Genomic DNA, 12,797 nt, shown 5'->3' on the forward strand with positions numbered 1-12,797 from the left:
ACGCCAAGCACGGGAGCGGAGCCGGGGACGGCACTCCCATGAACCACCGGCAGATCATGGAGGCGCTGACCGGGCTGCTGCTCGGCATGTTCGTCGCGATCCTGTCGTCGACGATCGTCTCCAACGCTCTGCCCGACATCATCAAGGACCTGGGCGGCGGCCAGAGCGCCTACACCTGGGTGGTCACCGCGTCACTGCTGGCGATGACCGCGTCCACACCCCTGTGGGGCAAGCTCGCCGACCTCTTCTCCAAGAAGCTGCTGATACAGCTGGCCCTCGTCATCTTCGTCGCCGGGTCCGCGGCGGCCGGTCTGTCCCAGAACCCGGCCATGCTCATCACGTTCCGTGCCGTGCAGGGCATCGGCATGGGCGGTCTGTCCTCACTGGCCCAGATCATCCTGGCGGCGATGATCTCCCCGCGTGAGCGCGGCCGCTACAACGGCTACCTCGGCGCGACCTTCGCCACCGCGATGGTCGGCGGCCCGCTGATCGGCGGCGTCATCACCGACACCGACTGGCTCGGCTGGCGCTGGTGCTTCTACGTCGGCGTGCCCTTCGCGGTCGTCGCCCTGATCGTGCTCCAGCGCACCCTGCACCTGCCGGTGGTCCGGCGGAAGGTCAAGGTCGACTGGGCGGGCGCCTTCTTCATCACCGCCGCGGTCTGCCTGCTGCTGATCTGGGTGACCTTCGCGGGTGACAAGTACGACTGGCTGTCCTGGCAGACCGGCGCGATGACGGGCGGCGCACTCGCCCTCCTCCTGATCTTCATCTTCATCGAGACCAGGGCGAGCGAGCCGATCGTCCCGCTGCGCCTGTTCCGCAACCGCACCATCACGCTGGCCTCGCTGGCCTCCCTGTTCGTCGGCATCGCGATGTTCGCGGGCACGATCTTCTTCAGCCAGTACTTCCAGCTGGCGCGCAACGAGTCGCCGACCATGTCCGGCGTGCTGACCATCCCGATGATCGTGGGCCTGTTCATCTCCTCGACCGTCTCCGGCCAGGTCATCACCCGCACCGGCCGCTGGAAGGCCTGGCTGCTGGCCGGCGGTGTGCTGGTGACCGCGGGCCTCGGGCTGCTCGGCACGATCCGCTACGACACCGAGTACTGGCACGTGGCGATCTTCATGGCCCTGCTGGGTCTCGGCGTCGGCATGATGATGCAGAACCTCGTCCTCGCCACGCAGAACCAGGTCGCTCCGACCGACCTGGGTGCCGCGAGCTCGGTCGTGAACTTCTTCCGCTCCCTCGGCGGCGCCATGGGCGTCTCCGCGCTGGGCGCGGTCCTCAGCCACCGGATCACCCACTACGCCGAGGAGGGCCTCACCAAGCTCGGCGTGCAGGGTTCCTCCGGCCACGGTGAGATCCCCGACCTCGACGCGCTGCCCGGCCCGGTGCGCACGGTCATCGAGAGCGCGTACGGCCATGGCGTCGCCGACGTCTTCCTGTACGCGGCGCCGATCGCCTTCCTCGCCCTCCTGTTCGCCCTGTTCATCAAGGAGGTCCCGTTGAAGACCAAGGGCGCGCTGGCGCAGGCCGCGGAGGCCGACAACCCGGAGCCGGCCGAGACCCCGGCGGCGGCACCGGCCGCGGCGGCCTCGGCCTCCGCACAGGAGCGCGTGCCCAGCTGGGCCGTCACCGCCTCCGAGACCGGGACCGCCCCCGAGGGCACCCAGCCGCTCACGGCCGTCGCCACGGTGGCCCGCGGCGAGGAGGCCGGCGGCGCGGCGTCCGGCGGTGTGCCGGTCCGCGGCTTCGTGCGGGGCGCCGAGAGCGCGCCGGTACCGCAGGCGGCGGTCACGCTGATCTCGCTGGCCGGCCGCCAGCTGGGCCGCTCGGTGGCGCAGCCCGACGGCTCCTACTCCGTCGATGCTCCGGGCGCGGGATCGTACGTCCTGATCGCCTCCGCCGACGGCTTCCAGCCACAGGCGTCGACGGTCGTGGTGAACGGCGATGGCCCGCTGTCGTACGACATCCTGCTCAGCGGCACCAGTGGCCTGAGCGGCGTGGTGCGCACCGCGCAGAGCGCGCTGCCGGTGAAGGACGCGATGGTGATCGTGACCGATGTGCGCGGGGACCTGCTGGCCACAGCCGTCACCGGTGAGCAGGGCGAGTTCGGCTTCGCCGAGCTGGTGCCGGGTGCCGTGACCGTCGCGGTGAACGCCGCCGGCTACCGGCCGCGCGCCCTGCCCGTCGAGGTCGGCGGCACCGGGGTCACCCGGATCGAGGTCGACCTGGAGGCCGGCGCGCAGGTCCAGGGCGTCGTACGGGCGCCGCACGGTCCGCTGGCCGACGCCCGCGTGACCCTGCTCGACGCGGCGGGCAACGTCGTGGGCACCGCCACCACCGGTCCGGACGGGGCGTACGCCTTCACCGACCTGGACGGCGGCGAGTACACGGTCATCGCGACGGGCTACCCGCCGGTGGCGACCGCCCTGACGGTGACCGGCCCCGGCACCGACGACCACGACATCGAACTCGCCCACCCCGGCGAGTAGTTGTGGCCCGGTCGTCAATCTCCCGTCGTCCGCCCGAAGGGCGGGCCGCGCGGTGTCTGGTGCGTGCAGCCGCAAGGCGGAGGAGGGAGTCGACGCGATGGGGGTCCCCCCGCTCGAGCGAAGTCGAGAGTGGGGGAGTCGGCGACCGACGACAACGCGGCAGATGCGCGTGCCAGACACCGCGCGGCAGGCGGGAGATTGGCGACCGGGCCACGCCCCGGCCCGTGGCGGGCGGCGCGCTCTGAGCGGAGGTGCGTCGCCCGCCGCGGGCCGGTTCTTCTTGAGACCTTCTGAGGAGTACGTGAGATGGGACTGACCGCGAGGATCCGTACCCGGGACGGGTGGGCCGTGTCGCACGCGGTCGTCACGGTGACGGACATGACCGGGACGCAGGTGCTGCGCCTGGAGGCGGACGCGGAGGGGGCCGTACGGGACGCGAATCCGCTGGCCCCCGGGGCGTACACCGTCATCGTCACCGCGGTCGGCTACGCGCCCGCCGCCGCGAGCGCGATCGTCACCGCGAGCGGCCGGGCCGAGGTCGGCACGGTGACCCTGGCCCGCCAGGGCGGCACGGAGCTGCCGCCACCGGGACCGTGGACGGTCGACCCGGCGCACTCCAGCGTGGCCGCCGTCGCCCAGCACCTGGGCATCTCCAGCGTGCACGGCCGGTTCACACGGTTCTCCGGCGCCATCGAGATCGCGCCGGACGACATCGCCAAGTCCCGGGTGGAGGCGGTGATCCGGGCCGACTCGATCGACACGGGCAACGGCATGCGGGACGGGCATCTGAAGTCGCCGGACTTCCTGGATGTGGAGAAGTACCCCGAGATCATGTACCGCTCGACGGGGGTCACGGCCGCCGCCGGCACCGACCGCTGGACCGTCCACGGCGAGCTGACCATGCACGGTGTCGTACGGCCGGTCGACCTGGACCTGGCCTACCTCGGCACGGGCGCCGACCCCTGGGGCGGGACGCGGGCCGCGTTCCGCGCGACGACGGAGCTGCACCGGGACGACTTCGCCATGAACTACAACCAGGTCGTGCAGGCGGGCATCGCCGCGATCGGCACGACGCTGAAGGTGGAGCTGGACATCCAGGCGGTGCAGGGCGAGACACTGCCGCAAGCGTGAGCACGGCAGGGTCAGGCTGAACGGGCCCCTCGGCCCCTAGGCTGCGTTCCATGGCACCGAACATCGCGACCAACACCCGCGTCTCGCTCGAAGAGTTGCTCGACTTCGTACGGCCCCGTCATCGCGCCGTCCTGCTGACCCGGCGGACCGACGGCGGCCCGCAGGCCTCGCCGTTGACCTGCGGGGTCGACGACTCCGGGCGGATCGTGATGTCCACGTATCCCGAGCGGGCCAAGACACGCAACGCCAAGCGGGACCAGCGGGTCAGCGTCCTCGTCCTCAGCGACGAGTGGAACGGGCCCTGGGTGCAGGTCGACGGGTCCGCCGAGGTCATCGACTCGCCGGATTCCGTGGAACCGCTCGTCGAGTACTACCGGAACATCGCCGGTGAGCACCCGGACTGGGACGAGTACCGGTCGGCGATGCTGAAGCAGGGCAAGTCGATCATTCGGGTGACACCGGAGAAGTGGGGGCCGGTGGCCACCGGGGGCTTTCCCGCGCGGTTGGTCGAGGGCGACGCCTAGGCGCTCGGGGGGCGCGGGTCGTCATGCGGATGCTGCTCCGTGGTGGCTGGTCGCGCAGTTCCCCGCGCCCCTGACGGTGCGCTTCGCGCCACCATCGCTTCGATGCCCGCCACCAAGAGGTCCAGGGCGAACTCGAAGTCGCGTTCCCACATTTCCTCGACCGTGTCGCCGCCCCTGGCCTCCATGAGTTCCGCGGAGTCCTGGACGACCTCGGCGGCCTCGGGGGAGCGGGTCACCGTGCTCATGGCGTGGTGGAAGTAGTCGTCCGGCGTCATGCCGAAGGCCGTGCTGCGGGCGATGAAGTGGCCCTCGATCGTGCCGAAGCCGTACACGAACTGGAAGACCGCGGAAATGGCGGCGACCAGGCCGTGCGCGGGCAGGCCGGTCCTGCGGATGATCCGCTGGACGTGGCGGGAGAAGGCCAGGCTGTTCGGGCCGATGTTGACGTAGGTGCCGATCAGCGGCGACAGCCACGGGTGCCGAACCAGCAGGCCACGGTACTCCCGGGCCAGCGCGCGCAGTTGGTCGCGCCAGTCCTCGTCGGTCTCCGGGTCGGGCAGGGTGAGCTCACCGAAGGCGGCGTCCAGGGCGAGTTCGAGGAGGTCGTCCTTGGTGTCGACGTACCAGTAGACGGACATCGCGGTCACGTTCAGCTCGGCCGCCAGCCGCCGCATGGAGAACTTGGCCAGCCCCTCGGCGTCCAGCAGCCGTACCGTCGCCTCGGTGATCCGGTCCCGGTCGAGCCCGGAGGGCTGACTGCCCCCGCGCCCACCTCGACGCTCCTTGCCCTCCAGCCAGACACTGGTCCGCGCGGACTCCCGGGCTGCCCTGGCCATGGCGCACCTTCCTAGACATGCAATCGGCTGCGCCCCGAAGGGGCGCGGGGCTGTATCAATATGCGGCTCCGCCGCGTGGGCGCGACCAGCCACTACGGCCCGCAGTCGCCCGACAACGGTATGCCCCGAGCTTTCAGGCGGAATCTCCCCTTTCAGCCCGCCGCAGCAAAGCTCCCGCGACCAATCCCCCCAACAGCACAGCCAACGCCCCCACCAGCAAACTGGTCTCAAGCCCGGAGGAGAACGCGTCCAGGATCCGTCCCTTCTCCGCCTCGCCGTCCGCCAAGGACAACGCCGCTGGCAGCGACGTCGCCGCCACGGAAATCAACGCCGCGAACCGCGAGTTGAGCAACGCCCCCAGCACGGCGACCCCCAGCCCGGTGCCGAACTCCGCCACCGTTCCGTTGATCCCCCCGCCGACTCCGGCCTTCTCCGGCGGAATCGCACTCATGATCGCGTGTGACATCGCCGGACTCGCCACCGCCGCCCCGGCGCCGATGAGCACCAGCCCCAGCAGCGTCCCGGCGTAACCACCGGAGGCCATCGTGGCGATGGAGGCCAGGCCCGCCGCCATCACCGCCATGCCGAGCCCGATGGCGAGCGGGGTGCCCAGCCGGGCCGCCCACTTCGCCGCCAGGCCGGTGAAGTTCAGCGCCACGATCATCAGGGCGAGCGGAGCGGTCCGCAGCCCGGCCTCCAGCGGCTCGTAGCCGAGCACGAACTGCATGTGCTGGGTGAGCAGGAAGAGCGACCCGCCCATGCCGAAGGTGATGAGGACACCGCCCGAGACCGCGCCCATGAACCGCCGGTTCCGGAAGAAGTGCATATCGATCATGGGGTACGGGATCCGGCTCTCCCAGTACGCGAAGGCGGCCAGCACGACGACGGCCACCGCCGCCGTCAGCAGGACCCGGCCCGACGTCCAGCCGTGCTCGGGACCGGAGATGATCGCGTACACCAGGGCGGCCATGCCGATCGTGGAGAGCACGGCGCCCAGCAGGTCGGGGCGGTCGCCCTGCGGATTCTTCGACTCGGGGACGAGCGCCACGACGGCCACCAGGGCGAGCACCGCCACCGGAATGTTGATCAGGAAGATCGCGCCCCACCAGAAGTGGTTCAGCATGAAGCCGCCGAGCAGCGGTCCGGCCGCGAAGCCCAGCGAGTTCACCGCGGCCCAGATGCCGATCGCCTTCGGCTGCTCCTCCGGCGTGAAGATCTGGATCGCCACGGCCAGCACGGTGGTCATCAGCAGTGCGCCGCCGACGCCCATCCCGGCACGCGCCGCGATCAACTGGCCCGTGGAGTCGGCGAGACCGGCCACCAGCGAGCCCACGCCGAACAGCGCCAGGCCCACAGCCAGCATCTTCTTGCGGCCGTAGCGGTCGGCGGCGCTGCCGGCCGTGAGCAGCAGACCTGACTGCACCAGCGAGTAGGCGTTGATCATCCACTGGATGTCGGAGGTGGCCGCGCCCAGTTCACGGGTGAGCGAGGGGATGGCCACGTTCAGGACGGTGTTGTCGAGGACCACGGTGAGCACCGCGAGGCAGAGGACACCGAGGATCAGCCAGCGCTGCGGGTGGCCGCCCGGAGCCTCGGGCCGCGGCGGGGCCGGGGCCTGTTCCTGGGGGGATGTCGTCATGGTATACACCGTAGAGCAATCCCTATACGGCGTACAACGCACATTCGGAGGCATGGGAAAGGGGCGGTGGGCCGGGCCACCGCCCCTTGTCGCAGGGACCGTCAGCTGTCGCTCTTCGGCTGCGTCAAGTCGTAGAAGGTGCTGCCGTCGACGGTCACCGACTCGAAGTTCTCCTGGACCCAGGAGCTGATCTGCGAGGAGGTGCCGTCGCTGCTGCCGCCCATGCCACCACCGCCGCCGTTGCCGCCGGCGATGAAGTAGTGGATCCTGCCGTCCTCCACGTACTTCTTGAACTCGGCCAGGGTCGGGGACGGATCGCTGCCGTTGAAGCCGCCGATCGCCATGACCGGGTCGCCGGTGGAGAGCTGGTAGCTCGCGGCGTTCTGCGCGCCGACGGCCGCGGCCACCCAGGTGTACCGACTCGCGTTCTTCTCCAGCAGCTCCTTGGCCTCGTCGCTGACGCTGGCACCGTTGAGCAGACCGCCCATGCCGCCACCGCCGCCCATGCGACCGCCGTCGCCGTTCTGAGCACCACCGGGCATGCCGCCCTGCTGGTTCTGGCCCTGCTGGTTCTGGCCCTGCTGGTTCGGCATCCCGCCACCGGGGAAGCCGTTGCCGTTCTGCTGACCCTGGCCCTGCTGGCCCTGCTGGCCCTGCTGGTTCTGGCCGGGCATGCCGCCCCCGCCGGGGCCGCCGCCCATGCCGCCAGCGCCGCCACCGCCGGGGCCCCCACGACCGCCCGCGACCGCGGGACCCGCGGTGACGATCGAGCCGGTGTGGCCCTCGTTCACCGTGGTGAGGGTGTACGCGGCCGGCCCGGCCAACGCCGCGGCGAGCCCCAACCCGACGACACTCAGGGCCAGTTGGCGTCCCAGCTTCGAGGCGAAGATCAGGCCCAGCGCGGCGGCAAGACCGCCGACCAGCACGACCCACTTCAGCCACGGCAGGTAGTCGGAGGAGCGGTTGAGCAGGACGTACCCCCAGGCCGCCGTGGCCGTCATCGCACCCGCGAGCGTCAGGGACGCCCAGGTCTGCTCCCGCTTCTCCCACAGCAGCGCCACCCCCATGCCGATCAGCGGGGCGATGTACGGGGCGAGGGCCACCGTGTAGTACTCGTGGAAGATGCCCTGCATATAGCTGAAGACCAGCATGGTCGTGAGCAGCGCGCCGCCCCAGACCAGGAACGAACCGCGCGTCACCGACGTACGGCGGGCCATGGGGGTCCCCCCGCGCGAGGTCGTTCGAGCGTGGGGGAGTGTGGCCACCAATCCCGCGACCAGCAGGATCAGCGCGGCCGGGATCAGCCAGGAGATCTGGCCGCCGATGCTGGAGCTGAACAGCCGGTCCCACCCGGTCTCGCCCCAGTTGCCGCCGCCGTTTCCGCCTCCGCCGCCACCGCCGACGCTGCCGGTCTCGTCGCCGTTGAGGCGGCCGAGGCCGTTGTAGCCGAAGGTCAGTTCAAGGAAGGAGTTGTTCTGCGAGCCGCCGATGTAGGGGCGGGAGGAGGCAGGCCACAGTTCGACGATCGCGACCCACCAGCCACCGGACACGACGATCGCGGCGAGCCCCGCGGCCAGCTGGCCGATCCGCTTCCGCACCGGCACCGGCGCGCAGACCGCGTACACGATCGCGAGCGGCGGCAGGATCAGGAAGGCCTGGAGGGTCTTGGCGAGGAACGCGAAGCCGATCGCGACTCCGGCCCAGACCAGCCACTTGGTACGGCCGTCCTCCAGGGCGCGGATGAGGAAGTAGCAGGCCACGGCCATCAGCAGGGCCAGCATCGCGTCCGGGTTGTTGAACCGGAACATCAGCGCCGCGACGGGGGTGAGCGCGAGCACCGCGCCCGAGATCAGGCCGGCCGCCGGGCCGAACCGACGGCGTACGGCCGCGTACACCACGGCCACCGTGCCGACGCCCATGAGGACCTCGGGGAGCAGGATCGCCCAGGAGTGGAGGCCGAAGAGGCGGACCGACAGGGCCATCGGCCACAGGGAGGCCGGGGGCTTGTCGACGGTGATGGCGTTCGCCGCGTCCAGCGAGCCGAAGAAGAACGCCTTCCAGGACTCGCTGCCGGCCTGGACGGCCGCCGAGTAGAAGGAGTTGGCGTAGCCGGAGGCACTGAGGTTGTAGAGGTAGAGGAGGAGGGTGGCGAGGAGGAGGCCGAGGAAGGCGGGGCGTGCCCAGCGGGGATCCTCGGGTCGGCCGTGCCACAGCCGACGTACGAAGGGCTGCTCGGGTTCGCCGGCGTCCGGGGCCGGGGGTGGGCCCCAGGTGGCGGGGCCCGCGTCTCTGCCGTAGCTCTCGTGGGTCTGCTGGTCGTAGTTGACGCTCATCGGTAGTCCCTTGAGTCGGTGTCGTGCGGGCGCACCGGCTGCAGCCGCAGGGTGGCGTCCCGCCAGGCCGGGAGGTGTGAGGCGACGGCCGCCGGGCCGGTGTCGTCCCGGCGGTCCGGGAACACCCACGCCCGGAAGAGCAGGAAGCGCAGGACCGTCGCCGCGAGGTTGGCGGCGATCAGGACCGCGAGTTCGGTGGAGTGCGCCGGGTCGCTGCCGGCCGCGTTCAGGGCGGCCAGCGAACCGCTGGTCAGGGCGAGTCCGATACCGAACACGACCAGGCCCTGCGCCTGGTGCCGTACGGCGCCGGCCCGGCCGCGCACTCCGAAGGTGAGGCGCCGGTTGGCCGCCGTGTTGGCGACCGCGGAGACCAGCAGGGCGAGCGCGTTGGCGATCTGCGAGCCGGTGAAGACGCGGAAGCCGCTGTAGAGGAGGAGGTAGAAGAGGGTCGACAGACCGCCGACGACACAGAAGCCGACGAGCTGGCGGGCCAGGCCGTTGGGTACGTCCTTGATCTCGCGGTCGCGCGGGTCGTCGCCGAAGGGGCGGGTGAGCCGGTCCAGCGGCAGCGAGCCGGTCGCCAGGGCCCGGCCCACCCGCCACACGCCCTTGAGGTCGTCGGTCGCCGTCCTCACGATGTGGACCGTTGAGTCGGGGTCGTCGACCCAGTCCACCGGAACCTCGTGGATCCGCAGTCCCGCGCGCTCGGCGAGCACCAGCATCTCGGTGTCGAAGAACCAGCCCGTGTCCTCCACCAGCGGCAGCAGCACCTGCGCGACATCGCGCCGTATCGCCTTGAAGCCGCACTGGGCGTCGGAGAAGCGGGCCTGGAGGGAGCCGCGCAGGATGAGGTTGTAGGACCGGCTGATGAACTCCCGTTTGGCGCCGCGCACCACGCGCGAACTGCGGCTGAGCCGGGAGCCGATCGCCAGGTCCGAGTGACCGGAGATCAGCGGCGCGACCAGCGGCAGCAGGGCGTTGAGGTCGGTGGACAGGTCCACGTCCATGTAGGCGAGGATCGGGGCCTCCGAGGTGGACCAGACGGTCCGCAGCGCCCGGCCGCGGCCCTTCTGCTCCAGCCGGAACGCCCTGACCTCCGGGAGCTCCGCCTCCAGCCACCGTGACACCAGCGGGGTGGTGTCCGTCGACGCGTTGTCCGCGATGGTGATGCGGAATGCGTACGGGAAGGTGCGCTTGAGGTGATCACGCAGTCTCAGCACACAGGGCCGGAGGTCCTTCTCCTCGTTGTAGACGGGGATCACTACGTCCAGGACAGGCGTACCGGCGTCTCCGGCCGGGAGGTGCTCCCGCGCCGGCAGGGTGCCGGGAGAAGAGTCGGTTCGCATGGAACCGACTTTCGTCAGACGCCCTGTTCCACCCATGTGGTGACGCTGTGCTGTGCCTGTGAGTGCTGTTGCCAGCTCATTTCGGCGCTCGGCGGCACGGGGAGCGCGGGCAGATGCACCGTGAAGACGGTGCGTCCGGGCACGCTGTCGACGGTCACGGCACCGCCGTGCGCGGTGGCCACCGCCTGCACGATGGCCAGGCCGAGGCCGGTGGAGCCGGTGGCACGGGAGCGCGCGGAGTCGCCGCGCGCGAACCGTTCGAAGACGTGCGGCAGCAGATCAGGCGGGATGCCCTGGCCGTTGTCCTCGACGTCCACGCACAGCCACGGGCCCCGTCGTTGCACACGCGCTGTGACCGTCGTGCCGGTCGGGGTGTGGTTGCGGGCGTTGCCGAGGAGGTTGACGAGGACCTGTTGCAGCCGGGCCGCGTCCGCCGACACGAGCGCGGGTTCGTCGGGCAGGTCCAGGCGCCAGGTGTGGTCCATGCCGGCCGCGCGGGCGTCGCTGATGGTGTCGACGACGAGCGGGATCAGGTCGGTCTGCTCGAACTGGAGCGGACGTCCGGCGTCCAGCCGGGCGAGCAGCAGCAGATCCTCGACGAGGAGGGTCATGCGCCCGGCCTCGGACTCGATACGGCCCAGGGCGTGTTTGGTGTCCGGGCCGACGTCTTCTCTGCCGCGTCTGGTCAGTTCGGCGTACCCGCGGATGGAGGCGAGGGGTGTTCTGAGCTCATGGCTGGCGTCGGCCACGAACTGCCGTACCCGCGTCTCGCTCTGCTGGCGGGAGTGCAGGGCGCCGTGGACGTGGTCGAGCATGCGGTTGAGGGCGGCGCCCACCTGGCCGACTTCGGTGTGGGGGTCGCACTCGGACTCGGGGACGCGCTCGCTGAGGTTCACCTCTCCGGTGTGGAGGGGGAGTTCGGAGACCCGGGTGGCGGTGGAGGCGACCCGGCGCAGGGGGCGGGTGGCCACGCCGACGATCACCGTGCCGGCGATGCCCGCGGCCACCAGGGCGGCGGCGGTGACGCTGGCCTCGATGAGGATGAGGGTGCTCAGCGTCTTGTCGGCATCGGTGGTCGGGATCGCGACGTAGTAGCTGCCGTTGTCGCCGCTTTGGTACGTGACCCGGTAGTTGCCGAGGCCCGGGAGCTCGACGGTGTGCTCCGCACCGTCCTGGGAGACGGAGTTGAGCACGCCGATCTGGTCCTCGGTGAGGCCGACGGGGACCAGACCGCTGAAGTCGGCGGCGTCGTCGTCCTCCTTGCTGACCTTGGCCTCGGTGATGACGCCGCCCTGCACCTTGGCGGCGACCAGGTTCTTGGAGTTGGGCCCCTTCATCACCAGCTGATCGAGGGTGAAGGCCGGGGCGCGCTTGTCGCCCGCGTCCTTCTTGTCGGGTTCGGCGCCGGGAGGCGCGACGCCCGCGGCCCGTCCGCTGACCTCGCGCAGCCGGTCGTCCAACTGGCCGTACAGATGGGACCGCAGAGCGAGCGTGGTCACCGTCCCGATCACGGCGGCGACCACGGCGATCAGCACCAAGGACACGACGACGAGCCGCGTCCGCAGGGTACGCGGCTGACCCGCCCGTCGCTGCTGCGCACGCGTCCGTCGTCGTCCGCTCATGACGCGGCGGGCTTGATCAGATAACCGGCACCGCGCCGGGTGTGAATCATGGGCTCCCGACCGGCGTCGATCTTCCGCCGCAGATAGGAGATGTACAGCTCCACGACATTGGCCTGTCCGCCGAAGTCGTACGACCACACGCGGTCGAGTATCTGCGCCTTGCTGAGCACGCGCCGCGGGTTGCGCATGAGGAAGCGCAGCAGCTCGAACTCGGTGGCGGTGAGATGGATGTTGTCCCCGGCCCGCGACACCTCGTGGCTGTCCTCGTCGAGCGTGAGGTCCCCGACGACGAGCACGGAGTCGGACCGGCGGTCGGCGGCGCCCGAACGCCGGATGAGTCCGCGCAGCCGGGCGACGACCTCCTCCAGGCTGAACGGCTTGGTGACGTAGTCGTCCCCGCCCGCGGTGAGCCCGGCGATACGGTCCTCGACGGCGTCCTTGGCCGTCAGGAACAGCACCGGCACGTCCGGCAGTTCGCGGCGCAGCCGCCCGAGGACGGTCAGGCCGTCCATGTCCGGGAGCATCATGTCCAGGACGACGGCGTCGGGCCGGAACTCACGCGCGGTCTGGACGGCACCCGTGCCGTCACCCGCGCTGCGGATCTGCCAGCCCTCATAACGAAGGGCCATGGACAGCAGCTCGGTGATCGACAACTCGTCGTCCACCACAAGCACTCGGACGGGGCTCCCGTCCGGCCTCAGCAGTTCGGTGCGCCCCTGGGGCGAGGTCGTGGTCATGGTGGACACCTTGTCGGGGCCCTCTTAGAACACGCTTTCCGCTGCCTGTGATTTTCCTGAGAAACGCACAGGAAGTTCTCAGGCAACCCCTGGGAAGATCTTGGAGGAGAGCGGTTTCCGCCCCCACCTCGCAC

General features: G+C 70.7%; 9 protein-coding genes. 3 read left to right on the top strand and 6 right to left on the bottom strand.

The features are described from left to right. Positions 1-38 precede the first annotated feature (38 nt). The 3 genes from ACFPQ9_RS09050 to ACFPQ9_RS09060 all read left to right on the top strand — a co-directional run bounded on the left by ACFPQ9_RS09050 (position 39) and on the right by ACFPQ9_RS09060 (position 4,150). Positions 39-2,495 carry an MFS transporter gene (locus ACFPQ9_RS09050; RefSeq protein ID WP_465269564.1) on the top strand — a complete coding sequence of 819 codons (2,457 nt, stop codon included), beginning with the start codon at positions 39-41 and terminating at the stop codon, positions 2,493-2,495. A 306-nt stretch (positions 2,496-2,801) separates the two neighbouring features. Next, the gene (locus tag ACFPQ9_RS09055) at positions 2,802-3,626 is read left to right on the top strand and encodes a YceI family protein (protein ID WP_380849461.1); all 825 of its coding nucleotides are present in this window, start codon (positions 2,802-2,804) and stop codon (positions 3,624-3,626) included. Between the two features lie 50 nt (positions 3,627-3,676). Next, entirely contained in the window at positions 3,677-4,150 is a 474-nt protein-coding gene (locus tag ACFPQ9_RS09060; RefSeq protein ID WP_380849464.1) for a PPOX class F420-dependent oxidoreductase, read from the top strand. On the opposite strand, the gene ACFPQ9_RS09065 is transcribed toward ACFPQ9_RS09060, so the two are convergent. The 6 genes from ACFPQ9_RS09065 to ACFPQ9_RS09090 form a co-directional block, all read right to left on the bottom strand. After that, complete coding sequence (locus ACFPQ9_RS09065; RefSeq protein ID WP_380849467.1) at positions 4,147-4,986, bottom strand: TetR/AcrR family transcriptional regulator; 840 nt, start codon at positions 4,984-4,986, stop codon at positions 4,147-4,149. The two genes, ACFPQ9_RS09060 and ACFPQ9_RS09065, sit on opposite strands and share 4 nt — an antisense overlap. A 133-nt stretch (positions 4,987-5,119) precedes the next feature. Continuing rightward, positions 5,120-6,625, bottom strand: a complete 1,506-nt coding sequence (locus ACFPQ9_RS09070) for an MFS transporter (RefSeq protein WP_380849470.1) — start codon at positions 6,623-6,625, stop codon at positions 5,120-5,122. 101 nt (positions 6,626-6,726) lie between these two features. Then, positions 6,727-8,958 (bottom strand): ArnT family glycosyltransferase, encoded by a 2,232-nt coding sequence (locus ACFPQ9_RS09075; RefSeq protein ID WP_380849473.1) that lies wholly within the window; start codon positions 8,956-8,958, stop codon positions 6,727-6,729. Beyond that, the gene (locus ACFPQ9_RS09080; RefSeq protein WP_380849476.1) at positions 8,955-10,304 is read right to left on the bottom strand and encodes a bifunctional glycosyltransferase family 2/GtrA family protein; all 1,350 of its coding nucleotides are present in this window, start codon (positions 10,302-10,304) and stop codon (positions 8,955-8,957) included. The genes ACFPQ9_RS09075 and ACFPQ9_RS09080 overlap by 4 nt, the downstream gene beginning before the upstream one ends. Positions 10,305-10,318: 14 nt before the next feature. After that, positions 10,319-11,926 (bottom strand): sensor histidine kinase, encoded by a 1,608-nt coding sequence (locus ACFPQ9_RS09085; RefSeq protein WP_380849479.1) that lies wholly within the window; start codon positions 11,924-11,926, stop codon positions 10,319-10,321. Further along, a complete protein-coding gene (locus ACFPQ9_RS09090; RefSeq protein WP_041821748.1) occupies positions 11,923-12,663 on the bottom strand; it encodes a response regulator transcription factor in 741 nt (246 codons plus the stop codon). Before ACFPQ9_RS09090 ends, ACFPQ9_RS09085 begins: the two co-directional genes overlap by 4 nt. Positions 12,664-12,797: the final 134 nt, after the last annotated feature.

The organism is Streptomyces coerulescens (assembly GCF_042657965.1).
In the GTDB taxonomy this organism is placed as follows: domain Bacteria; phylum Actinomycetota; class Actinomycetes; order Streptomycetales; family Streptomycetaceae; genus Streptomyces; species Streptomyces coerulescens.